At 57.8% G+C, this 329-nt stretch carries 1 protein-coding gene; it reads left to right on the top strand.

Features of this window, described 5'->3' with window-relative positions; all coding sequences use genetic code 11:
• Positions 1-55 precede the first annotated feature (55 nt).
• A partial coding sequence (locus tag P0Y67_RS22915; RefSeq protein ID WP_176687377.1) for a phage tail protein occupies positions 56-329 on the top strand: 274 nt, incomplete at its 3' end.

The following is a 329-nucleotide window of genomic DNA, read 5'->3' as shown; positions in this document are numbered from 1 at the left end:
AGCTTGGACGGGGCGTACCGCCTGCCGTTAACCGTCGCCGCTGAAAGGGGGATGTATGGCCATAAAAGGTCTTGAGCAGGCCGTTGAAAACCTCAGCCGTATCAGCAAAACGGCGGTGCCTGGTGCCGCCGCAATGGCCATTAACCGCGTTGCTTCATCCGCGATATCGCAGTCGGCGTCACAGGTTGCCCGTGAGACAAAGGTACGCCGGAAACTGGTAAAGGAAAGGGCCAGGCTGAAAAGGGCCACGGTCAAAAATCCGCAGGCCAGAATCAAAGTTAACCGGGGGGATTTGCCCGTAATCAAGCTGGGTAATGCGCGGGTTGTCC

This window comes from Photobacterium sp. SP02 (genome assembly GCF_038519165.1).
GTDB lineage: Bacteria > Pseudomonadota > Gammaproteobacteria > Enterobacterales > Vibrionaceae > Photobacterium > Photobacterium halotolerans.
The sequence above is the reverse complement of the archived record's forward strand: the minus strand, read 5'-3'. Positions and strand labels throughout refer to the sequence as shown.